Below are 24,079 nucleotides of genomic sequence, written 5' to 3' on the forward strand. Positions count from 1 at the left end.
TGTTTTTGTCCTCTCTTTAATCAAGATGATTTAAATACCTGTAAATTTCGGCTCGGCAGCTGTTTGCCCATTTTCTCTTCTATCCATTTGGCTGCGGATAGCAGTTTATCCAGCTTTATATTGGTTTTGATATCCATCTGTTCAAGCATGTACACGATATCCTCAGTTGCGGCGTTTCCTGACGAACCTGGAGCATATGGGCAGCCACCAAGCCCGCCTGCCGAGCCGTCGAACACAGTGATGCCCATTTGGAGAGCTGTGACCATGTTGGCCAGCGCCGTTCCTCTCGTATCATGAAAATGCAGGGCAATTTGATTGGCCGGAAATCGTGCCAAAAGAGCTTCAAGCACGGTTTCAACTTGAGCGGGATTTGCCGCTCCGATCGTATCTCCAAGCGACAGTTCAGAAATCCCGAATTCAAATAGGGCTTCAGAAAGGCGAATGACTTGTTCAATGGGGACATTTTTTTCGTACGGACAGCCGAAAACGGTTGAGAGGTAGGCTCTTGTTGTGAGGTTTGCTTTTTTTGCGTCATCGTTTACTTGTTTAAGAATTTGAAGAGTTTCAGAAGTGGATTTATTGATGTTTTTTCTATTGTGCGTCTCGCTTGCAGACATAAAGACACAAGCTTCGTCAATGCCTCCTTCAAGCGCATTCTCCAGCCCCTTCTGATTCGGGACAAGTGCCGCGTACGTTACCCCTTTTACACGGTCGATGCCTTTTGCCACGTCGATAGCATCTCGAAGTGCCGGAATCCATTTTGGGTGAACGAAGGATGTGATTTCGATATACGAAAGCCCTGTCTGGGAAAGCTGGTTGATCCAAGCAATTTTATCTTCTGTTGCGATCCATTCGGGCTCGTTTTGTAAGCCGTCACGCGGGCCGACTTCTTTGATCTTCACTTTTTTAGGATATGACATGGTCTTCCTCCAGTTTATTGAGTGGAATCGCTCAGTTCGAGCAGCACGTCTCCTTCATTCACGAAATCGCCCTCATTTTTTTTGACTTCTTTTACGGTTCCGCTTCTGTCTGCAACGATCGGAATTTCCATTTTCATTGATTCCAAAATGGCAACTTCCTGGCCTTTTTCAATTTGGTCGCCAGCTTTGACGTGCACTTTCCACAGGTTTCCCGCCATTTGTATCTTAACTGTCATGACAACTGCCTCCTTTATAGGTGTTGTTTCAAAAAGTCAGTCGTGACATCCCCTTCTTTAAATGCTTTTGATGAAGCAGCCTGTATGAGAAGCGGGAGATTTGTTTTGATTCCCTCTATCCGGTAGTCACGGAGCGCTGTCTCCAGTTTTTCAATTGCCTCCGCTCTGTTTTGGCCTTTGACAATCATTTTGGCGATCATCGGGTCATAAAAAGGAGTGACGGTGCTGTCTTTTGCTACTGCACACTCGTGTCTGACTCCTTTTTGGTCAGGGAGTGAAAATGCAGTGATTGTACCCGGTGACGGATAGAAGGTCTTGGGATCTTCCGCATATATTCGGACCTCTATCGCATGCCCGTTTCGTTTGATGTCTTCCTGTGAGAATGTGAGTGTATGGCCCGCAGCAATCCGCAGCTGCTGCTCAACTAAGTCCAGGCCTGTTATTTCTTCAGTCACGGGGTGTTCAACCTGCAATCTCGTATTCATTTCGAGGAAGTAAAAGTTTTGGTTCGGGTCAACTAAAAATTCGATGGTGCCCGCGTTTGTATAGCTGATCGCTTTTGCTGCTTTTACGGCCGTTTGCCCGATCTTCATTCTCAATTCATCGTCTAAAAATGATGACGGCGCTTCTTCAATGACCTTTTGATGCCGCCTTTGTACAGAGCAATCGCGTTCAAACAGGTGTACTGTATGGCCGTGCTGATCGGCCAAAAGCTGAACTTCGATGTGGCGGGCATGTTCAATCACTTTCTCTATATACATCGATCCGTCACCGAAAAAATCTGCTGCGCGCTTTTTGTTCCCCTCGTACGCCTTTATTAATGCTTCCTCGTTTTGAACAAGCTGCATTCCGATGCCTCCTCCGCCCGCTGAAGCTTTCAGCATGACAGGGTATCCGATTTGATTTGCAGCGTGACAGGCTGCCTGTACGTCTCCGAGGGATTCAGAAACACCGGGAACGACAGGGACACCTGCGGCCTCCATTGCTTTTCGTGCTTCAATTTTGCTGCCCATTTTTGCAATGATATCGGGTGAAGGTCCGATAAACACGATGTTTTCTTGCTTACAGCGTTCTGCGAATCGGCTGTTTTCTGATAATAACCCGTAGCCGGGATGGATGGCGTCGGCGTTTGCTTTTTTCGCCGTCTCTATGATTCTCTCTATATTTAAATAGCTTTCACTGACTCTTGATTCCCCAATTAAATAGGACTCTGTGGCTGCCTTTGTATGGAGCGCGTCTCGGTCTGCTTCAGAAAAAACCGCAGCCGTTTTGATGCCGAGACGGCTGCACGTTCGGATAATTCTCATTGCAATTTCTCCGCGGTTGGCGATCAGTACTTTTGTAAACATGACTTCACCTCATTGACATGATGATAAGCGGTACATTTCAATCGTTTTTTCACGCAGTTTATATTTTTGAATTTTGCCTGAAGCTGTCATCGGATAGTCGTCTGTAAAAATAACATAACGCGGAATTTTGTGGCGGGCGATTTTCCCTTTGCAATAGGCTTTAAGCTCTTCAGGTGAAACGCTTTTTCCATCTTTCAGTTTAATCCAGGCTGCGGCCTCCTCCCCGAATTTGGCGTCAGGCACACCAACGACCTGTACATCTAAAATAGCAGGATGCCGGTATAGGAATTCTTCGATTTCCCGCGGATAAATGTTCTCGCCGCCTCTAATGAGCATGTCTTTTAATCTTCCGGTGATGCGGCAGTACCCGTCTTCATCCATGACAGCAAGATCACCGGTGAATAGCCATCCGTCGGGATTGATTGCTTTTCTAGTCGCTTCTTCGTCTTTATAATAGCCTTTCATGACGTGGTAGCCGCGGGTGCATAGCTCTCCTTGCACGCCTCTTTGAACTTCTTGACATGTCCCGGGTTCTACGATTTTCACTTCTGCATGAGGCAGGGCGCGGCCGGTTGTTTCGACTCTTCTTATGAAGGAATCATTTGTCCTCGTTTGCGTAATGACCGGTGAGGCTTCAGTTTGACCATAGGCGATTGTAATGTCTTTCATGCTCATCTTTTCAATGACAGCTTTCATCACTTCACTCGGACAGGGAGAACCGGCCATGATGCCTGTTCGGAGCGTCGATAAATCATATGCTTCAAAATCCGGATGATGCAGCTCTGCGATAAACATGGTCGGCACGCCGTGGAGCGCTGTACATTTCTCTTTTTCTACCGTTTTAAGGACGGTAACCGGATCAAATTCTTGTACAGGTATCATGGCTGAACCGACGGACACACACGCCAAAACCCCGAGCACGCATCCGAAGCAGTGAAAAAACGGAACCGGGATGCACATGCGGTCTTGAGAGGTTAATGCCATACATTCAGCGATATTGGCAGCGTTATTGATGACATTAAAATGGGTCAGCATCACTCCTTTAGGAAATCCAGTCGTTCCTGATGTGTATTGCATATTAATCACATCGTCTTTTTCAAGGCTGTTCATTCTTGCTTCCAGCTCAGCATCCGTCACTGTTTTCGCCAATATCTCTGTATCGTCCCAATGATACATGCCAGGCAAACGTTTTTCACCAATATAAATAAGCGTTTTTAAAAAGGGATAACGTTCTGAGTTCAGCTGGCCGGGCTTTGCTTCCTGCGACTCTGGAATTAGGCTGTTCACGATATCTGTGTAAGAAGTGCCCCGGTAAGAATCCATGACAATAAGCGCCGCAGCATCTGATTGCTTCAGCAAGTAATCGAGCTCGTGTGCTTGATAATTGGTATTGACGGTAACGAGCACGGCTCCGATTTTCGCGGTGGCGAACTGAACGGCAAGCCATTCGGGGATATTCGAAGCCCATATGGCTACGTGGTCTCCTTTCCCAATACCCATCCGCATAAGTCCTTTAGCGGTTTGACGGCACAGACTGTTAAATTGGGCGTACGTATAGCGGATATTTCTGTCTGGATAAACAACCGCTTCTTGATCGGGATAGGTTTCAGCGATTTGTTCCAGCAGTCTGCCGATTGTGGAATGGATGAGTTCAGCCATGCAATGTTCCTCCTTTCTAAGTAATCGAAAGCGTTTACATTTTATTTTAAAAGCTGTCTGGCGATCACGATACGCTGAATTTCAGATGTACCTTCACCGATTTCCATTAATTTTGCGTCCCGCAGCATCCGTTCTACCCCATATTCTTTCATGTAGCCTGAACCTCCATGGATTTGAATGGCTTGATTGCAAGCCCTTGTCGCCATTTCAGATGCAAACAGCTTGGCATACGCCGCTTCTTTTGTGAATGGGCGGTGATGGTCTTTCAGCCAAGCAGCTTTTAACACCATTTGCCGGGCCAGATCAATTTCCATCGCCATGTCGGCAAGCTTAAATTGAATCGCCTGAAAGGAAGAAATCGGCTGTCCGAACTGCTTTCGTTCTTTCGCGTATGCCAATGATGCTTCAAGTGCCGCTTGGGCGATGCCGACTGCAAGAGCAGCGATGGAGATCCGTCCGCCGTCCAGCGTATATAGAAACTGCTTAAAACCTTTTGTTGGATCGCCGAGTAAGTTGCCCGCAGGCACTCTGACATCCTCAAGCAAAATTTCCGCTGTATTTGAACCCCGGACGCCCATTTTATCGTACGGGCTCGTAATCGTAAGTCCGGGTGTGTCAGTTGGCACGATCAATGCGGAGATGATGTTTTTTCCGTCTTTGTTTTTGCCTGTTACTGCGGTCACAATCACCGTACGTGCGTAGCTTGCATTCGTGATCCAGCATTTTTCGCCGTTGATCACATACTCGTCACCATTTGTAACCGCTTTTGTTTGAGTGCCTCCTGCATCTGAGCCGGCATTTGGTTCCGTCAGGCCGAATGATCCGAGGGCATTGCCCGAAGCCAGCGGAGTCAAATGCGCCCGTTTTTGTTCTTCTGTTCCAAAGTAATAAAGAGGGCTTGCGCCGAGCGAGACCGCAGCAGCATAGCTTAATCCAGTACTGCCGCAGGCTTTGCCGATTTCTTCAACAGCTAAGGCATATGAAACCGTATCTCCGCCTGACCCGCCGTAATCTTCTGGAAATGGGATGCCCATCAGCCCGAGTTCACCCATTTTTTTAAATGTTTGGATCGGGAACTCGCCCGTTTGATCTACATGTTCAGCGTGAGGAGCAATCTCCTTTTTCGCAAAATCCTTTACCATTTCACGCACCATTTGCTGTTCTTTTGTCAGCTCAAAATTCACATGGGTTCCTCCTTCACATCTTTGTAACATCCTATTAGGCGAGTTCTGTAATCATTCCCTGACAAAAGAAGTCTGAAAATTAAAACTGAATCATTTTTTATATGAAAACATCAACGGGATGAGCAAATACATGGCATAGGCGCATACCATCCATATGGCAAATGCAATGACTTGCCCCTTTGATAGTGCCGGGAAGATGATGGGATGATTCCAAAGGGAAAACGTGTCAATCAATAACCCGACCGCTGATCCCCATATGCCAAGCTTGATGACAGCGTACTGTGATTGATCGAGTTTTTGATAGAGAAAGAACACAAGGCATAAAACGAGAGCGGTGCCCGCTTCCAGGAGAAGAAAGTTCAGCAAAAAGGGTTCTTCGGCCGGATCAGTTAAAACAGCGTCTCCGAACAGGACAAAAAATAGTGTAGCACCTAACCAGACCAGAAATGAAAATGTAAGGACAAGACGTAATTTTTGAGTAAACATATTTGGTCTCCTTTTGTGTTACGTCATTTTTTCAGTCAGCTTCACCAGCATCAATTCGAGCTCCTGATAAACATTTTCTGATAGAAAATCATCGGAAACGAGAGACTGTATGGCAAGGCCGTCAATCAAAGCATTCAGCATTATTCCCCAGGCTGTTAAGGAAACGCCATCAATTGGAGATTCGCCCCACAATTGAGTGAGCTCTTTTGTCAGATATTGATTTTCCGATTGTAGCAGATGACTTAGCTGCTCTTTGATTTGTTCATTTTGAAAGCTTGATACGATCAGCGTTAAAAATAACCGATGATAATCTGCATTTTCCTTCGTTCGAAATTTTGCTGACAGCAATGCCTCTCTCATCTTTTCGATTGACGGGAGCCGACTGTTCTTTACGTTCGCCCATGAGCTGCCGCATACGTGGCGAACCACCTCCAGCATGAGGTTTTCTTTCGTTCGGAAATGATAATAAACCGTGCCTTGGCTGACATTTGCTTGTTCCGCAACTGATTTTAACGTCAGTTTTTCTAACCCGTTTTCTGAGATGCATTTCTTGGCTGATTCAATGAGTGTTTCTTTGGAAATGACATTTGGTTTTGCCATGACGCTCCTCCTTATGAGTTAGTTAGTTGAATAACTAACTTTTAAATTCACTATAATATGGAATACATGAGATTTCAATACTGCTAATGCTGAAAACTTTCTTTTTTGGAAAAGTTTTATATGTATTCGTTCTTAAGAATGCCGTATATTTCTAAATCGACAACTCCTTTTCCTGACCAATAGGAAGCTTGTCTGACTAATCCTTCTTTCATAAAATTGTTTTTTAAGAGGATTTTTTTTGAAGCCTCATTTGCAGGCATGACTTCAGCTTGAATTCTATTTACATTGGCTTTCTCAAATAAAAAGGAGATCACCGTGCTGACGGATTCCGTTGCAATGCCTTTCCCCCAGTATTCTTCAGCCAAGTAGTAGCCAATCGTTACCATGTTTACTTTTTGGTTAAAATCCATCGCTTCAATGACTCCCACCAACGTATTCTCTTGCTTCCTCAGAAAAATCCCCCACTTGATTCTGCTTTTTTTGTTGTAATCCCTATCAAAATGGCCGATCATTTTATGTACCGTTTTTATGTTATGTTTAGGGATGATGCCGCAGTATTCAAATACTCTGACATTATCATAGATCGAAAATACGTCCTGCACGTGCTCCTCTTCGATTTTACTTAATATTAAATTCTCAGATTCCAATACTGGGAAATGTCCAAAAACTGCTTCCATATTCATGTGAGTTTCTCCCTCGCTTTTTTTCTTTAACAAATTCAGCGGCTCATCTTAAGTATCCTGTCTCCAAAATAACTTTTTTAAAAAAAAGACGACTTAGAAAGCCGTCCTACTCATTTCTTATTTTGTCTTTCGTTTGGAAGCCTTGCTTTCGTTATGAAGCCGGTCTGCTGAAGTGACATAATACGTATACTTCGTGTTTGGATCTGCCGTGTCATCTAAGAAGGTTTGCTGCTCATTTGTCTTTCTCGCGGTTGCCAGCAATGTTTTGTTCTTTTCCCCTTCGGCTCTGTATATCACATAATAGGCTGTTTCTTTCGTTTTGTGATTTGATGGGTGATCTTTCATGTGCAGAAGGTTGCCGTTTTTGTTTTCGGTCACTTTCGTAAGCTTTGGATTTTTTGGGGCTGTGCTGTCAAGCCAAGGCATTTGCGGAACCAATGCCGGCTGGCTGTAAAGCTCGGTGATAAGCCTATCTTTGATGCCAAGCGGATTTTTGTTGAGGTCTTTGAGGCTGAAATGCATACTTCCTTTTACAAGATCAAGCTGACGGTTCAAGGTGATTTGTCTTACATACTCCTCGGGGTCGGACCATGGCGGATCAAAGTTATTATTGATTTTATAAGCTGCCTGGCCAATATATAAATGAACAGGCCTATTTTTGACTTCATTGCTCCACCAATCAGCCAGTACGTCGTAAGCTGCTGCATTGAAGCCGATGCTCCAATAGATTTGCGGAGCAATATAATCGATGTCGCCTTCTTGGATCCAATGTCTCGTATCTGCATAAAGGTCGTCATAGTTCCTGACGCCTGCTTTGGTATTCGATCCGGTTGGGTCATCTGCCGCGTTTCTCCATACACCAAAGGGACTGATGCCGAATTTGACATATGGCTTTGCAGCTTTAATTGTTTGGTTGATTTGTTTGACAAGCTGGTTCACATTATCCCGCCGCCAGTCATCAATATTGGAAAAAGTGCCTTTTCCGTATTGTTCATACTGTGTTTGATCAGGAAATTCCTGTCCCGCTATTTTATAAGGGTAAAAATAATCATCCATATGAACGGCGTCGATATCATACTGTTTTACCACTTCTTCAATACCTTTGACGATAAAATCTCTCGCTTCAGGAATGCCCGGATGATAATAAAGCTGGTTTCCATAAGCGGCAACCCAGTCTGGATGCTGTCTTGCCGGGTGATCCTCAGACAATTTATTGAGGTCCGTATGATTCATTGTAATGCGGTAAGGATTAAACCATGCGTGAAATTCTAAATTTCGTTTATGGGTTTCTTCAATCATAAATGCAAGCGGATCATAGCCCGGGTCTTTCCCTTGGACACCGGTTAAGTATTCAGACCAAGGTCCGTAAGCGGACGGATAAAAGGCATCTGCCGTCGGTTTAATCTGAACAATAACGGCATTCATCCCCATTTTTTGTACATCGTCCAGCAGTTTGATATACTCCTGCTTTTGCTCTTCCACCGATAAACCTTTTTTTGACGGCCAATCAATGTTCAATACGGAAGCAATCCATACGGCTCTCAGTTCCCTGTCAGGCTGCGCATTGGCCATAAACGGAACGGAGATGACAAACGTTCCGATGATCAAGCTGACAAGGAAACGGACAATCGACTTTTGACAAACCTTCATTCTGTTTCTTCTCCCCCATTACATCACTTTCACTATTCGCTATTACGGTATTCCCGGGCTGTAAAAGGGTGCTTAATCGGATTGAAGAAATCAGGATTTATGTCTATATCACCAGATAAACGAAAAAAGTCCTGAAGCATTTTGTTCCGCTGCTTTAGGACTTTTTATCATTTATCATGGTTTGCAGGCTCTTTAACACATCAATGAGTTTTACGCCGACACCGACAGCTGTTTCAAGAATCGCCTGTGCTCCTGCGATGGCTAAAATAAAGATGACTGGAACTGCAATACGAGGCAAAAAGAGATATCCCAGTCCAATCAAGATTGCACACCAAACGCCGGCACACCAGTAGCAGTTCAGCATGTATCCAAAGTTAGATGCCGGCACGCTTTTTTCGTTCACATGCCCGTTTTGATCAACGATCCTTTTCTTTTTCATAAATGGTTTCCGGATAAATTCCGTGATTTTGTCGAATACAATCAAATGTGTCAGCCTGTAACTGGCAAGAATCAGCATGATAAAAGTAAGCCAAGAAAGATGGTCCATGAGAAGCCTCCAAAAAAAGAGATGATGTTATCATTCCCAAGTGTCTTCTATCCATTCTTGATACAAAAAAGAAAGACGGACAGAGAATGGCCTCTGTCCGCTAGTCCGCTTTATCGTTTGTGCAGTATTGCTTGATTTGAAGTGATCTTGTCTAAAATGTCAAGGATGATGTCAGCGTTCTTTTCAGCATATGCGCCTTCCAGCATATCTTTGTGAGCGCCAAAACCAGTATATTCGCTGTAGTTTCCGTAGGCAGCGCCTTTCCATTTCATTAAGCCTGTATGCCCGCTGGTTTCAGTTTGGACTCCAGCTTCGATGAAATGAATGTTTGCTTTGATGTGTCCTTTATTCAGCAACTGCGCCCAATATTCCTGATAGTTTCTTTTTTTCTTCATCACCTTTTCTCTGACTGCTTCAGGCAGGTATGCTGCAGATTCGTCATTGCCGGTATCCATAGACAAAGGCTGTTCTTTTAAATAAGCGTCCACGATAATGAAGTCACTGACTTCCAATCCTCTGCGTTCCATAGCCTGTGCCACTTCAAAAGCCAGGTTTCCGCCTGCAGAGTAGCCTAATAAAACATATGGGCCATCAGGCTGTATGTCCGTCATGCAATTGACATATTGTTCAATGCGGTTGTCATGTTCAATAAAGTGAAATCCGTATACAGCTGCCTTGTCATTCAGCAATAAAGCAAGTTCTTTGAAATAAACGCCAAAGCCTGATATCGGCGGGAAGCAAAAAAGATTTTGCGCACCGTGCTGATTCAGTTTGATCACATGCTGTTCATCTGCCGCTGTCAGCTGTTTGGAATAAAGTTTTTCGGCAAGCTGAGCAATTGTCGGATGTTCGAACAAGAAATCAATCGGTATGTCAATTTGCTGCTGGTGCTTGAGTGTGTGTATGACCTGCAGCGCTTTTAGTGAATGTCCGCCAAGAGCAAAGAAGTCATCATCAATACTGATTGTGTTGACACCGAGGACATTCTTCCAAATGTTCGCCAATTCTTCTTCAACCAAGTTTCTTGGCAATGTGATGTCCTGTCGTTTGTCATACTTATTTTCTGGAATAGGCAGCGCGCTGCGGTCTATTTTTCCGTTTCCGGTAAGCGGCATCCGCTCCACACGCACCCAGTTCTGCGGGATCATATAGTCTGGGAGCACACGCGCCAAATCGGCGCGGATATCCGTTTCTGTTCGTTTGTCATCACCGACGTAATGAGTGTACAGCTGCGCCTCTCCATCTTTTTCTCTCAATGTCACTGCCGCTTCCTGAACGCCTTCCATTTCTAAAAGGCGAGCTTCAATTTCGGCGGGCTCAATTCGTTTTCCACGGATCTTAATCTGCCTGTCAATCCTGCTGATGTATTCTAAGTTTCCATCAGGCAGCCAGCGCGCCAAATCACCAGTACGATATATTCTTTCTCCAGACAAGAAAGGATGGGGAGAAAAAACTGCTTTTGTCAGGTCATCTCTGTTCAAATAGCCTTTTGCGACCCCGTCGCCGCCGACACAAAGCTCGCCGGGAACGCCTATTGGTAAAAGACGCCCTTTTGCATCTAAGATGAAAGCGGTGCTATTGCTGATTGGTTTTCCGATCGGAATCGGCCCTGCATAGTCTCTTTTCATCTCAAAAAAGGTTGAAAATGTCGTATTTTCCGTAGGCCCGTAAATATTGTGAAGTGCCAGATCTGGACAGGCGTGTCTGACAGCATTCATAAGGGCAGGCGAGAGGGCCTCTCCGCCGACATATAACGTATGGAGCCCGCGGAACATGTCTGCTTGAACCTGAGCCAGCTGATTAAAAAGAGCCGTTGTTAAAAATAGCACTGTGATGTCATTTTCAAGCAAATACGTCCCAAACCGATCAGGTGACAGCATTGTCGATTTATCAATGATATGAAGGCTTGCACCATGTAAAAGCGCCCCGAACATTTCAAAGGTGACGGCGTCAAAGCTGATAGATCCAGTCAGAATAAATCGATCATCAACGGACGCAGACGTATAATTGCTATTGCTGACAAGGGACACGACATTGCGATTCGTGATCATGACGCCTTTCGGCCGGCCTGTTGATCCTGAGGTATACATGATGTATGCAAGATCATCCGGGCTGGAGCCAATATTGATAGGGATATGGTTTTCTTCCATCAATGTCTGTGCATCTGAAGTAATACATGTTCCTGAGAACGCAGCGTTTTGCTCCAGCCCCTTTTGAACAATCAGCATTTTTGCCTGCGTTTCCTCGAGCATAAAGCTGACCCGTTCAGGCGGAAGCTCAGCATCAAGCGGGAGGTATACTCCCCCTGCTTTTAAAACAGCAAGCACACTGATAATAAATTCAGGAGAATGAGCAGCCAATATTCCGGCTGTCTCGTTTTTCCGAAACCCATTTTGGTATAACTCTCTGGCAAGTGCATTAGAGCGTTTATCAAGCTCTTCATACGAAAAAGACATATTATCATACACAAGTGCGGTATGGTCTGGCGTCTCTTCTGCTTGTTCATGAAATAAATCTATGATTGTATGATTCTTTGGATACTCTGTTTTTGTATTGTTGAACTGTGTGACAATCTGCTCTTTTTCTGTTACATCAAGAAAAGAAAAATCTGCAATGGGAATATCAGGGTGCTGTGCCGCTGTGCTTAGTGCTTGTGTCAATTGCCTCTTGATACAGCTGATCCATGCAGCATCGTAAACAAACGCATTATAGCTGAACTTAATAACAAGTTCTTCCCCGGGAGCAACGACAAGGTTAAAGTTATATCCTGATTGCTCGGATACCTTAACTTGATCGATTTGCAATGGTGAATCGGCGCGATCAGCTGAATCGGCGATTTTCTGCTGTAACGGATAGTTTTCAAATACAATAATGTGATCAATCAGTTCCTGTTTTAAAGCGGTATTTGCCTGGATATCAAATAAAGGCTGGCAGGTGAACGGCTCAGCTTCCAGCATTTCTTTCTGGCAGCGTCTGAGCAGCTCTTGAAACGTTTCGTCTTGATGTGTTTTAATCCGAACCGGAATGGTATTGATAAACAACCCTATCATTTGCTCCACTCCCGGAATTTCTGAGGGTCTGCCTGATACAACTGCGCCAAATACAACGTCGTCTGTGCGGTTATATTGCTGCAGCATCACGCCCCAGACTGCCTGAATAAGGGTGGCAAGCGTGACGCCGTGTTGTTTGGCAGTCTCTTTCAGCTTGTCTGTCAGTGGTTTATTTAATGAAAATATCAAATCTTCACGATGATAACCTTCTTTTTTTTCTTCATCAAACACACGAGGCAGAGGTGATGGGGTACTGTAGTTTTTTAAATAGGAATCCCAGTACTCCGCAGCTGTTTCTTTGTCTCGGTTTGTCAGCCAGGAAATATAGGTGCTGTAAGGACGGACAGGGTCCAAAGAAAGTGGTTTTCCTGCATGGATAGATTGATAAATTTGCATAAATTCCTGCAGAACGATGCCGAGGCACCAGCCGTCCATTAAAATGTGATGGTGACTCCAGAGACAGACATGCTCATCTTCAGCTGTTTTGAATAGAGAAATCCGCATCAGCATGTCTTTTTGTAAATCAAAGCCTTTCTGCTTGTCCTTCTCCTTAAAACAATCAATAAACTCATTTTGGTCGTTTATTTGCAGATGGGAAATGTCTTCGCTGTACAAATGGAATTCGCGTTCTGTCATTACGACTTGCCGAGGTCCCGACAAATGCGGGACGTGCGGCAAAAATACGGTTCTGAAAATATCATGGCGGTCGATGATGGCTTGAATACTGCGCTGAAACCAGTCATAGATTAGGCTTCCTTTGATGGTGAAGAGCGACTGCTCAACATACGCCCCCTCCTCTTTACGAAGGAAGGAATGAAACAGCATTCCCTCCTGCATATGACTCAGAGGATAAATGTTCTTGATTTTTTTGATGTTATCCATAGTGTCTGCACCTTTCTTCACGGATTCATTAGTGAAAACTGAGCATATCAGCAATCTCTTGCAGCGCGTCCTCGGTCAGTTCTTGATCATCAAAATCGCTAATCGTCTTTTCTGTTTCTCTTTTGTTCTGGCAGTGTTCGATCAGCTGTAATAAAAATTGACGGCAATACTCGCTAAGCTGTTCCATCGTTTTGCGCTGAAAGCGGGTATTGTCATAAGTCATGCTGACAGCCATTTTTCCTTCTGCGGCGATTGCGCTGATATCCAGCGACTGTTCACGATTCCATGTTGCGCTGATATCATCCCCGGCACCCAGCGGAGAGAAAGAGAAGGCGTCCTCCTCAGGTCCTTCAGCTGTGCTGCCGCTTTCAAACTGACCAAGATAATTGAAGCTGATTTCTGGCGAACCTGTGAAATCGATGTCTTTTTTATCAGGCGGAGTCAAATATTTGATGACACCGTAGCCGAACCCTTTGTCCGGTACGCGTCTCAGTGTATCTTTTGTTGTTTTTAGTACATGAACCATGTATTCTTCCGGATCAGGAAGGTCTGAGTTCAGTTTAACCAATAATGGATAAATGGCGGTAAACCATCCAACCGTACGGCTCACATCTATTCCGTCTAATACATCCTCTCGCCCGTGGCTCTCTAATGATAGTTTGAAGGCGGATTGATTGGTCCAATGGCGCAGCGCAAGAATAACAGAAGCAAGCAGCATATCCTGAGTATCTGTGTTATATGCGCTGTTGGCATCTTTTAAAAGCGCAGCTGTCTCTTTATCGCTTAATGTAAACGAAATCGTGGAACGTTTACTCTCGTTTGCTATGGTTCCGTCGATATGATCAAAAGGCAGTGCTTCTGTTTCATATTCTTCGGTTTCACGCCAATACTTGAACTGTTTCATAAGCTGCTGGTTTCCCGCATAGTCAGAGAGCCTTTTTGTGTACGCTTTGAATGAGCTTGTTTTAGGCGGCAGCTGGATATCTTCCCCGCCTGCAGCTTGGCGATAGCCTAAAGCCAAATCCTCAAGCAGAACTCGCCACGAGATGCCGTCAACGACGAAGTGATGAGCAGATAAAAATAAGAAATCACCGTCAGTTGTGCGGAAAAGACCGGCTTGCAGCAGCGGGCCATTCTTCAAATCCATTTTCTGCTGAATATCACGTACATGGCGTTTGATAAGAGGCTCATACGACCTATTCCCGTCAGTGCAGTCTGGGTTTTGTAAATCAACAATGTGAAGGCCATACAGCACATCGTCCGAATGACTGAGCGACCGATTATATTGACTCCACTTTCCTTGTTCATTCTGTGTAAACACCATCCGCAGCGCATCATGATGACACGTTATTGCTTTTAAAGTTTTGCGAAGTGCGTCTTCTTGTACAGAGGTGCTTCGATGCAGCATAACGGACTGATTAAAATGGTGTTTTTCTTTTATATCTTGAGAAAGAAACCATTTTTGAACAGGCGACCATTGTACGTCTCCCTCAATCGGAGCTTGGCTGGAACTTGTATCTGAATCCCGGATATAAGCTGCCAATTCTTGAATGGTCGGATGGCTGAACAAATCTTTCACTGCCATCTGCTTTCCTATCCGGTGAAGCTGTGCGGAAACCTGTAACGCTTTGATCGAATCTCCTCCAAGCTCAAAGAATGAATCAGCTGTTCCGATTTTTTCTGCCCCCAGTACTTCCTTCCATATATCCGCCAGTATTTGTTCCATCTTGCTGGCAGGTGTGCGGAATGGACGTTCAGTTGCACCCTTGAATACAGGTTTTGGAAGTGCTCTGCGATCCAGTTTACCGTTTGGTGACAATGGAAGTGAGCCCAGTTTTTCAATAAACGCAGGAATCATGAATACCGGCAGCTTGTTTTGTAATTCTAAGTGTATCGTATCTGTGCTCAATTCTGGTTCGGTCACAACATAAGCACTTAATTCAGTTTGTCCTGATGCTGTTACATGAGCGAGTACGGTGGCGTCTTTTACACCGTTTATACAACGGATGACCGATTCAATTTCTTTCGTTTCTACACGATAGCCTCTGATTTTGACTTGTTCATCAATTCTTCCCAGATACTCGAGTGTTCCGTCGGCCATCCATCTGGCGGCGTCTCCTGTTCGGTACATTCGCATTTCAGGTTTGTATGGGTTCTGGATGAATGCTCTCTCTGTCAGCTCCGGAAGGTTGATATACCCTCTTGCAAGCCCCGTTCCCGCTATACAAAGCTCTCCCGCAACACCAATTGGCTGAAGGTGATGATTGCCATTTAAAATAAGCACTTGGGTCCCGTCAATCGGCTGGCCGATGCTTACGTATTTCTGCTTTTCCATATGTCTCATGACGGTAGTGGCCACACTGTTTTCTGTCGGTCCATATTCGTTGGCGAGTTCGGTGTGCGGACATATGGCCAGGCTACGGTTTATCAATTCGCGGTCAGCTGCTTCTCCCGCCAGAGTGACGATTCTAAGCGTCTTTACATCTTCCGGCTGCAATACATCCAAAAGCGCTCGATATAAAACAGGCACAATAATCATATGTGTAATCCGGTGATGAGACAGCTGATGCTTGATGGCCAGAATGTCCTTCGCTTCCTCTTCCTTAAGCAGAACTGCTTTTGCACCTGACAAAAGCGGTGTGAACATACTTGTTAAAAAGCCGTCAAATGAGAAAGAAAAGAGCTGCAGGATGGCGTCTGTCTCGTTGAAAGCATAAGCGTTTCGCCGCCACTGAAGAGTGTTGGCAATGCCTTTATGCTCGACCATCACCCCTTTTGGACGGCCCGTCGTCCCTGACGTATAAATGATATAAGCCAAATGATGAGCAGACGATACTTGCGGCAGCGGTGATTTGTCGTATGCCTCCGCGCTCTCTATCGTCAAGATTTCTCCTTCAAAATCAGCAAGCGCCCCCCAATCCGCTTCATTTATTGTAATAAGCAGTTTCGTTCCGCTGTCGCTGAGGATATAGCGTTTCCGTTCCGCCGGGTATTCCGGATCAATGGGAACGTAACAGCCTCCTGCTTTCCAAACACCAAGTACGGCCGCTATCATGCTGAACGAACGAGGCATCATGATGCCTACTGGTATGTCCGGTTTAACACCTCGGCGGCGCAATGTACGTGCGATTCCATTGGACCACTCGTCCAACTCTTGATAAGTCAGTGTTTTGTCTCTACTGACAAGTGCAAGGGCTTTTGGTGTTCGTGCAGCTTGCTGCTCAAACAAACGGTCAATTGTTTGTTCTCCGTAATAATTCGCTTGCCCGGTGTTAAAATCATTGAGCAGCTGGTTCCGCTCTTTTTGGGTCAGGATGTCGATATGGTTGAGTGTCACCTCAGGGTTTTTAACGATGATGTTAAGTACATTAGTCAAATGCGATGCCCAGCGTTCTATAGTTGTTTTTTCAAACAGTGCGGTTGAATATTCAAAATGGAAATGAATGTTCCCGTCACCCTCAGATGCTTGTAATGTCAAATCGAATTTAGAAACGAGATGAGAAACTTGTGACGGCTTCATTTGCAAATCATGCAGATGCAATGGCTGGTGATCATTATTTTGAACGACTAACATGGCATCAAACAGCGGGTTTCTGCTCATATCCCTCGTCACCCCGAGCTTATCGACGAGCTCTTCGAACGGATAATCCTGATGCTCATACGCTTCCAATGCTGTCTCGCGCACTTCCTGCAAATACTCCACAAACGGCTTCCCGCCCTCCGGGCGTGTCCGCAGCGCCAGCGTGTTCACAAACATGCCGAGTATCGGCTCAAGATCCTTGTGCGGCCGGCCGGCGATTGGCGAGCCGACGATGATATCTTCCTGTCCGCTTAAGCGTGACAAGAACGCTGTGTAGGCCGCAAGGAGCACCATGTACAGTGTGCTTCCGTTTTCCCGTGCCAGCTTATGAAGGCCTGATGCGGCCTCTTGATCAAGCGTAAATGAGACCTTGTCACCTGCGAAGCTCCGCACCGGCGGGCGGGTATGATCAGCCGGGAGATCTAGGACCGGCAGCTCGCCCTCGAGCTGCTTCAGCCAGTACGCCTCCTGCGTCTGGTACACGTCTCCTTTTTTAAATCCTTCCTGCCATACGGCGTAGTCTTTATATTGAATGTGAAGCGCCGGGATGGTCCGGTTGTTGTAAAGCTCCCCGAATTCCCGAATCAGAATATTGACGGAAACACCGTCTGAAATAATGTGATGCATATCAACCAGCAACAGGTGCCGCTCATCTGATACCTTTACGATTTGGGCACGGAACAGCGGCGCTTGGCTGAGATCAAAGGACTCGATAAACGCGGCTGCGGCTTCCTGTTCGGTTTGTTCGCCGAGGACTGCTGTCTGTAATGTAAACGGCACCTCGTCATGGATGCGCTGCACCGGCTCGCCGCTTTCGTCCTGTTCGAAGGATGTCCGAAGCGACTCGTGGCGCTTGATTAGCTCTTTAAAAGCCCTGTCCAGCCTTTCGGGGTCCAGCTTCCCTTCCAGCTCTAACACAGCCGGCATATTGTAGGCTGTCCCTCCGTCCTCCAGCTGCTGAAGGACATAGATCCTTTTTTGGGCGGAGGAAACCGGATAGGCCTCGCGCTTTTCAGCCGGCTTCATCGCTTCATATGGACTGTCCGTTCCTTCACGGATAACGGAAGCCAGTCCTTCTACAGTCGGATGGGCAAACACATCTTTCAGCGGCACCTGTACATCGAATTCTTTGGCGATCCGGGACACAAGCGCGGTTGCTTTTAAGGAATGTCCTCCGCGGTCGAAAAAGTTGTCGTGAATCCCGACAAGACCATTTTTCAGCACGTCCTCCCACAGCTGGGCAAGCTTCATCTCTGTCACATTTCTCGGCGCCGTGTAGGTCTCCGCATCTGCAGCTCCGCCAGGAGCTGGCAGGGCGTTTCGGTCCAGCTTTCCGCTTGGCGTAACCGGCCACCGTTCCATCTCTATCATATGAGCTGGGATCATGTAGCTCGGCAGCAGTCTTTCAAGCTGCGTCCGCACTTCGTTTCTTCTTAGTCCTTCTGTATAGGCGCATAATTCCGGCTCGCCGCTGTCTGTCCGTACGGTAACGGCTGCCTCTCTGACGCCTTCAATGCTTCTAAGCGCTGCTTCAATTTCTCCAGGCTCGATACGGTAGCCCCTGATTTTGACTTGATCATCCAAACGGCCGAGGAATTCAACATGTCCGTCAGGAAGCCAGCGCGCCAAATCCCCGGTTTTGTACATGCGTTCACCCGGGTAAAACGGGTCCTCTAGAAAACGCTCCTTCGTTAAGGCTGGCCGATTTAAATAGCCTCTGGCAACACCCGCTCCGGCAATGTACAGTTCTCCTATACATCCAGCAGGCAGCATCCGCTGCTTCTGATTGAGGATATACAATCTGACATGATGAACAGATTTTCCAATTGGAACGCGTTCAAGCTTTTCATGCAGCGGACAATCAAAGAACGCAGCTTCTACAGTTGCCTCCGTTGGTCCGTAAGAATTGGTTAATGCAACACCTGGAAGTAACTCGCAAAAACGGGAGACGAGATGGGTCCCCAGCTGTTCTCCCCCGGAAAACACCCGTTTGAGTCCGTTTATTTTAATCGGTACAGGGCGATATTTTATATGTTCTAAAAATGCATGAAGCATAGATGGCACAAAATGCATAGCTGTGATCTCTTGTTCTTCTACAGCCTTCGCGATCACTTCAGGTTCTTTTTCCCCTCCCTGAGGAAGCAGATAAACGGAAGCACCGGCATAAGGCCACCAAAACAGCTCCCATATTGAAGCGTCAAATGAGTAAGATGTTTTATGCATAATCACATCTGATTGCTTCAGCCGATAGCGGGACTGAAGGGAATTCAAAAAATTCACCGCAGCTCGATGTTCAACTTCCACACCCTTAGGCCTGCCGGTAGAGCCGGATGTATAGATGACATAGGCTAAAGATTTAGGGAGAACGTCCACATTCGGATTGGACAAACGATGTTTATTTGCCTGATTGAGGTAGACAATCTCTCCTGCAAATGCCGGAACATGCAGGCTGGAAGACTGAAGCAGGAGAATGTCTGTACCGCTGTCCTCCAGCAGAAAGCTGATTCGTTCTTCCGGGTAATCCGGGTCAATAGGAAGATAAGCGCCGCCAGCTTTAAGAATGCCATAAATGCCAATCAGCATTTCAGGCGAACGCTTTCCTATAATGGCAACAGTCGTTTCAGATTTTACTCCTCGTCCGATCAGCTCCCAGGCGATACGGTTAGCCTGTTCGTTCAACTCTTTATAGGTCATCGCTCCATGTTCAAAGATAACGGCCGGCTGATCAGGCGTTTTTGCTGCCTGCTGTTCAAGTGCATAGTGGAGAGTTTGATTCATCGGATAGCCCGTCTCCTGAAACGGATGGCATGATTCAATGAAAGCTCTCTCTTCTTCTTTTGTTAAGAGTGGAATATCGTCCAATTCTGTTTCAGGGCTGACAGCTGTATGTTCCACAAGCGTGGTGAAAAGGCCGGCCCACCTTTGGATGGTTTCTTTCTCAAACAAAGCTGTACTGTATTCAAACTGACAGAAAAGCTCGGAATCGTGTTCTGTAACATACAGAGAAATATCAAATTTCGATATTGGATGCTGCAAATCGTTCCATCGAAGCTGTACATCTTTCATTTTCAGCTTTTGCTGTTCCATATTCTGAAGGACTAGCGTTGTGTCAAACAATGGATTTCGGCTCATTTCTCGCTGCACACCGAGTTTATCCACAAGCTCTTCAAACGGGTAATCCTGATGCTCATACGCTTCTAATGCTGTCTGTCTGACTTCTTTCAGAAACTCTTCAAATGTCATATTACCGGCCGGGCGTGTGCGGAGAGCCAATGTATTGACGAACATCCCAAGAACAGCTTCAAGGTCGGCATGGGGCCGTCCGGCGATAGGTGAACCAATTACGATATCATCCTGACCGCTTAACCGCGACAAAAAGGCTGAATACAAAGCAAGAAGCGTCATATAAAGCGTGCTTCTGTTTTTATTGGCAAGCCGCTTTATGCGGGTCGTGATCTCTTTATCCAATTGAAAGGTTACTTTTCCGCCTGTAAAGTGCCGTTCTGCCGGGCGGCGTTTATCTGTCGGAAGCTCTAGTGCAGGGAGGTCCCCGCTAAACTGCTGCAGCCAGTAAGTCTCCTGCTTTTGGTACGAGTCTCCCTTTTTAAATTGCTGCTGCCAAACGGCGTAATCTTTATACTGGATCCGCAATGGCTTAAGCTGGCGGTTTGCATAAAGATCGGTGAATTCTCGGATTAGGAGCTGAACGGATACGCCATCTGAAATGATATGATGCATGTCAACCAGCAATACATGCTTCTCGTTCGTCACTTTTATAAGGCCCGCTCTAAATAATGGCGCCTGGCTGAGATCAAAGGGGCGGATAAACCCCTCGATAGCGGTCTCTGTACTTAATGTAAACGGCACTTCGGTGTGGATACGCTGAACAGGCTCGCCATCTGCCCCGGATACAAAGGAAGTTCGAAGAGGCTCATGCCGGCTGATCAGTTCTTTACATACAGCAGACAGTTTAGCGACATCCAGTGCCCCTTCCAGTTCTAAGACCGCAGGCATATTGTAGGCGACACCCTCATCAAGCTGCTGAAGCACATATATCCGTTTTTGTGCCGAAGATACAGGATATGTCTTCCTTTCTACTGCCGGCTCAATTGCTGCATACGGATTTTCCTCTGCATCTTGAATGATTAAAGCCAATCTTTCTACAGTCGGATGGGCAAAGATGTCCTTAAGCGGAACTTGTACATGAAATTCCTTTGCGATCCGTGACATCAGTACTGTTGCTTTTAGAGAGTGGCCTCCATGGTCAAAAAAGTTGTCTTGGATGCCTATATGACCATTCTTCAGCACATCTTCAAATATTTGTGAAAGCTTTGCCTCTATCAGATTACGAGGGGCAGCATATGGATTTCCGCTGATTGAAGCATCTGGCGCTGGAAGCGCTGCTTGATCTACTTTTCCGTTTGGGGTAAGAGGTATGCTGTCAACCCATATCCATTTCGCCGGAATCATGTATTCTGGTAGCTCACTAGCCATATAGCTGCGTAAATCTATTGCATTCAGCTTTTGTACACTGCAATAGTAAGCGCATAATTCATGTTCTCCGTTTTGATCTTGTCTGATGAGAATGGCAGCCTCTTTAATGTCCGGATGATTCATTAACGTGACTTCGATTTCTTGCGGCTCGATTCGATAACCTCTGATTTTCACTTGCTTGTCTGCCCGTCCTATATATTCGATGTTGCCGTCTCCAAGCCGTCTGGCCAAATCACCTGTACGGTACATGATCGCACCAGGCCTGAATGGGTCAGATGAAAATTTGTCGCGTGTCAGTTTATCGTGATTGACATATCCTCTGGCAACACTTGCGCCGGAAATATAGAGTTCACCTGGTACACCGCATGGCTGTAGCTGTTTTTGGTGATTCAAAATATATAGATCAGTACAGCCTATCGGTTTACCGATTGGCGGAAACTCAGGAATAGGGTCTCCCGGATGAATGGTGTACGTAGATACCACATGAGTTTCTGAAGGTCCGTAATGATTGTGCAGGTGTATGCCGCGTTCACGTAACACGTCTTGGAAAATGTCTGAAATAATTAATTGTTCCCCAGCTGTAATCAAGTGTTTGACGCCATAAGGAAACGAGTTCGCAAGTTGCCGCTCGCTGAAAATCATTTTGATAAAAGCCGTTGGGAGAAACACAATATTCGTCTGATGCTTGTTTATAAATGCAAACAGCTGAGGCATATCTCTTTTTATGGCTTCTGGCACGATGTGCAGGGTGCCGCCTTTCAGAAGCGCAGAAAATATTTCTTGATAACAGACGTCAAAGGCAGGTGTCGCAAATTGCAGAACATCTGCTTCAAAGTCAATCCCAGAGTGAGCAAATTCGAACTTCAGCAAGTTAGCCATGTTTCGATGTTCAAATTGAACGCCCTTTGGTTTACCTGTTGTACCTGATGTATAAATCATATACAGCAGATCGTCCGCATTGTTAACTGACTTTATGTTACTGCCGTCTTCTGTGCTTTCAATATCTTCTGCATGAGTGATAAGGTAATTGTTATCAAGCGATGCGGAAAGATGAGCTTGTGAAACAACATGCGAACAGCCGCAGTCATTTAGAATATAACGGATTCTGTCAGCCGGGTAATGCGGATCAATTGGAACTATGGCGCCGCCTGCTTTCAAGATACCAAGAACCCCGGTGATCAATGCCGCAGAGCGTTCCATCATGATCGCAACAGGCTCCTGCCTCGCAACACCCTTCATTCGCAAATGCCGCGCCAATCTGTTAGCCGATTTATTCAGTTCTTTGTATGTTAACGTGCAGGCTTGATCAATTACTGCATGAGCATCTGGGGTCTTTTCCGCTTGTTTTTCAAACATCGCATGGATGGTTTCGTAAACTGGCGTTCGATCCGCGATTTCCCCAATCAGCTGCCGCTTTTCAGTATCTGTCATGATCTCGATTTCTTCAGGCGGAAGATTCGGATTATTTAAGATTTGTGATACAGCATTCAGAAGATGCTCCTTGACAGAAAGCACAAAAGACCGATCATGCTGCTCCGCATCATAGCTCATTTTGATATGGATTTCTTCCCCTGGCGCCACCATAAGATAAAAGCTGTAGTTGGTTTCATCTGCCACAGTGAAGTTATGAATCTGAAAAAGATCAGAAGCATGTTCCTGCTTGTTCAGCATCTGAATCTCTTGCTGAACCGGATAGTTTTCAAATACGAGAATATGATCAATCAGCCCTTGTTTAACAGCTGAACGGGCTTGAATCTCATATAAAGGGTGGTAGCTGTATGCTTCAGCGGCAAGACGGTCTTTTTGCATATCTTTTATGAGCTGTATAAATGGTGTTTTTGCCCCCTGCACCCGAATCGGTATCGTGTTAATGAAAAGACCTACCATATGTTCAATGCCTTCGATTTCTGCGGGTCTTCCTGAAATGACAGAACCGAATACCGCGTCATCGTTATTATTATATTTTTGAAGCAGAATACCCCAAATGGTATGGAAAATCGTACTGAGTGTTACTTCTTCTCTTGCCGCAAGCTCCGAAAGCCTGCTGCTTTCTTCCTTAGAGAATGAAAACGTAACGTGTTCCTGCCTGCTTCTCCCCTTTGTTTTTTTCTGCTTCGGGAGCATGGTTTGCTGTTCATGGCCGGAAAGATAATGTTCCCAATATGAAACTGCCTGCTCTTTGTCTTGCTCCATCAGCCATTTGATATAGCTTCCGTATGGCTGGACCGGCTCCAATGATATAGGGGTGGCATTTACATAAGATGCGTAAATATGGAGAAACTCCTTTAGCACAATGCTGAGGCACCATCCGTCCATCATGATGTGATGAAAGGTCCAAATACAAGTGTACTGACTCTCACCTGTTTGAATCAGAGCGATGCGCATGAGCATATCCTTTTGCAAGTGAAACCCTTGGACGCGGTCTTTTTCTTTCAATTGTTCGATAAACTGTGCTTGCTTCTCTTCGTTTAAATGAGTAATGTCTTTTTCCTGTACGATGATGTTCCGTTCTCTCAGGACAACCTGCTGGGGAGAGGAAACATTTTGGCTGATAAAAATCGTTCTGAAAATATCGTGTCTTGCTACAAGAGCGTTGATGCTGTTTTGAAAAAACTGTGAGTTGACTTTTCCTTCTATTGTAAAAGAAGCTTGCTCAACATATGCCTGTGAATCTTTTTGCAGGAGGGAATGGAAAAGCATCCCTTCCTGCATGTAAGACAGCGGATAAATATCCTGAATTGAATTCGCTTTTGTCATGT

At 45.7% G+C, this 24,079-nt stretch carries 12 protein-coding genes; all 12 read right to left on the bottom strand.

Annotated features, from left to right (window positions below):
- Positions 1–20: 20 nt before the first annotated feature.
- The gene (gene ldeG / locus M1M80_RS10020; RefSeq protein WP_060398729.1) at positions 21–920 is read right to left on the bottom strand and encodes a hydroxymethylglutaryl-CoA lyase; all 900 of its coding nucleotides are present in this window, start codon (positions 918–920) and stop codon (positions 21–23) included.
- A 14-nt stretch (positions 921–934) separates the two neighbouring features.
- Complete coding sequence (locus tag M1M80_RS10025) at positions 935–1,156, bottom strand: acetyl-CoA carboxylase biotin carboxyl carrier protein subunit (RefSeq protein WP_003238128.1); 222 nt, start codon at positions 1,154–1,156, stop codon at positions 935–937.
- A gap of 14 nt (positions 1,157–1,170) precedes the next feature.
- Positions 1,171–2,505 carry an acetyl-CoA carboxylase biotin carboxylase subunit gene (locus tag M1M80_RS10030; protein ID WP_060398730.1) on the bottom strand — a complete coding sequence of 445 codons (1,335 nt, stop codon included), beginning with the start codon at positions 2,503–2,505 and terminating at the stop codon, positions 1,171–1,173.
- 9 nt (positions 2,506–2,514) lie between these two features.
- Complete coding sequence (locus M1M80_RS10035) at positions 2,515–4,164, bottom strand: AMP-binding protein (RefSeq protein ID WP_060398731.1); 1,650 nt, start codon at positions 4,162–4,164, stop codon at positions 2,515–2,517.
- A gap of 41 nt (positions 4,165–4,205) precedes the next feature.
- Positions 4,206–5,348, bottom strand: a complete 1,143-nt coding sequence (locus M1M80_RS10040; protein ID WP_060398732.1) for an acyl-CoA dehydrogenase family protein — start codon at positions 5,346–5,348, stop codon at positions 4,206–4,208.
- 90 nt (positions 5,349–5,438) lie between these two features.
- Positions 5,439–5,759 carry a DUF5367 family protein gene (locus M1M80_RS10045; protein WP_080429101.1) on the bottom strand — a complete coding sequence of 107 codons (321 nt, stop codon included), beginning with the start codon at positions 5,757–5,759 and terminating at the stop codon, positions 5,439–5,441.
- Between the two features lie 93 nt (positions 5,760–5,852).
- Complete coding sequence (locus M1M80_RS10050; RefSeq protein WP_060398734.1) at positions 5,853–6,434, bottom strand: TetR/AcrR family transcriptional regulator; 582 nt, start codon at positions 6,432–6,434, stop codon at positions 5,853–5,855.
- 116 nt (positions 6,435–6,550) lie between these two features.
- A complete protein-coding gene (locus M1M80_RS10055; protein WP_060398735.1) occupies positions 6,551–7,117 on the bottom strand; it encodes a GNAT family N-acetyltransferase in 567 nt (188 codons plus the stop codon).
- Positions 7,118–7,234: 117 nt separating this feature from the next.
- On the bottom strand, positions 7,235–8,767 hold the full coding sequence (locus M1M80_RS10060) for a glycoside hydrolase family 10-like protein (protein WP_060398736.1): 1,533 nt from the start codon (positions 8,765–8,767) through the stop codon (positions 7,235–7,237).
- 154 nt (positions 8,768–8,921) lie between these two features.
- Positions 8,922–9,314, bottom strand: coding sequence for a DUF1360 domain-containing protein (locus M1M80_RS10065; protein ID WP_003238112.1), 393 nt, complete (start codon positions 9,312–9,314; stop codon positions 8,922–8,924).
- 110 nt (positions 9,315–9,424) lie between these two features.
- On the bottom strand, positions 9,425–13,267 hold the full coding sequence (locus M1M80_RS10070; protein ID WP_080429018.1) for a non-ribosomal peptide synthetase: 3,843 nt from the start codon (positions 13,265–13,267) through the stop codon (positions 9,425–9,427).
- Positions 13,268–13,274: 7 nt separating this feature from the next.
- A complete protein-coding gene (locus tag M1M80_RS10075) occupies positions 13,275–24,077 on the bottom strand; it encodes a non-ribosomal peptide synthetase (RefSeq protein WP_178938632.1) in 10,803 nt (3,600 codons plus the stop codon).
- Positions 24,078–24,079: the final 2 nt, after the last annotated feature.

Source organism: Bacillus inaquosorum, assembly GCF_023238325.1.
Taxonomy (GTDB): domain Bacteria; phylum Bacillota; class Bacilli; order Bacillales; family Bacillaceae; genus Bacillus; species Bacillus inaquosorum.

Bases quoted from the DNA above. Each gene is read 5' to 3' on its own strand.
- M1M80_RS10060 (WP_060398736.1), bottom strand. From the start codon at position 8,767: ATGAAGGTTTGTCAAAAGTCGATTGTCCGTTTCCTTGTCAGCTTGATC.
- M1M80_RS10050 (WP_060398734.1), bottom strand. From the start codon at position 6,434: ATGGCAAAACCAAATGTCATTTCCAAAGAAACACTCATTGAATCAGCC.
- M1M80_RS10035 (WP_060398731.1), bottom strand. From the start codon at position 4,164: ATGGCTGAACTCATCCATTCCACAATCGGCAGACTGCTGGAACAAATC.
- M1M80_RS10065 (WP_003238112.1), bottom strand. From the start codon at position 9,314: ATGGACCATCTTTCTTGGCTTACTTTTATCATGCTGATTCTTGCCAGT.
- M1M80_RS10055 (WP_060398735.1), bottom strand. From the start codon at position 7,117: ATGAATATGGAAGCAGTTTTTGGACATTTCCCAGTATTGGAATCTGAG.
- ldeG (WP_060398729.1), bottom strand. From the start codon at position 920: ATGTCATATCCTAAAAAAGTGAAGATCAAAGAAGTCGGCCCGCGTGAC.
- M1M80_RS10025 (WP_003238128.1), bottom strand. From the start codon at position 1,156: ATGACAGTTAAGATACAAATGGCGGGAAACCTGTGGAAAGTGCACGTC.
- M1M80_RS10075 (WP_178938632.1), bottom strand. From the start codon at position 24,077: ATGACAAAAGCGAATTCAATTCAGGATATTTATCCGCTGTCTTACATG.
- M1M80_RS10030 (WP_060398730.1), bottom strand. From the start codon at position 2,505: ATGTTTACAAAAGTACTGATCGCCAACCGCGGAGAAATTGCAATGAGA.